Origin of the sequence: Shewanella sp. AC91-MNA-CIBAN-0169 (assembly GCF_040310165.1) — a bacterium.
In the GTDB taxonomy this organism is placed as follows: domain Bacteria; phylum Pseudomonadota; class Gammaproteobacteria; order Enterobacterales; family Shewanellaceae; genus Shewanella.
Genome location: NZ_JBEOPM010000120.1, coordinates 1 through 270, shown reverse-complemented (window position 1 = coordinate 270; position 270 = coordinate 1). Strand labels below are relative to the sequence as shown.

The following is a 270-nucleotide window of genomic DNA, read 5'->3' as shown; positions in this document are numbered from 1 at the left end:
AGCTGGTACTATGCGCGTTTTGCCAGTCCGAATGATGCACAGAACATGGTCAACAAGTCTGCCGCCAATAAATGGCTACCTGTCGATCAATATGTTGGCGGTGTAGAGCACGCCGTCATGCATCTGCTTTATGCACGCTTCTTCCATAAGCTTATGCGCGATGAGTCACTGGTGTCAGGCGATGAACCATTTGCCAATCTTATGACCCAAGGTATGGTGCTTGCCGGTACTTTTTACCGTCTTAATGCCGATGGCAGCACGACGTATTAC

1 pseudogene is annotated in these 270 nt (G+C 49.3%); it reads left to right on the top strand.

Annotation, left to right across the window (positions count from 1 at the left end):
• A pseudogene (leuS, locus tag AAEY98_RS22360) lies at positions 1 to 270 on the top strand (leucine--tRNA ligase); the annotation flags it as partial.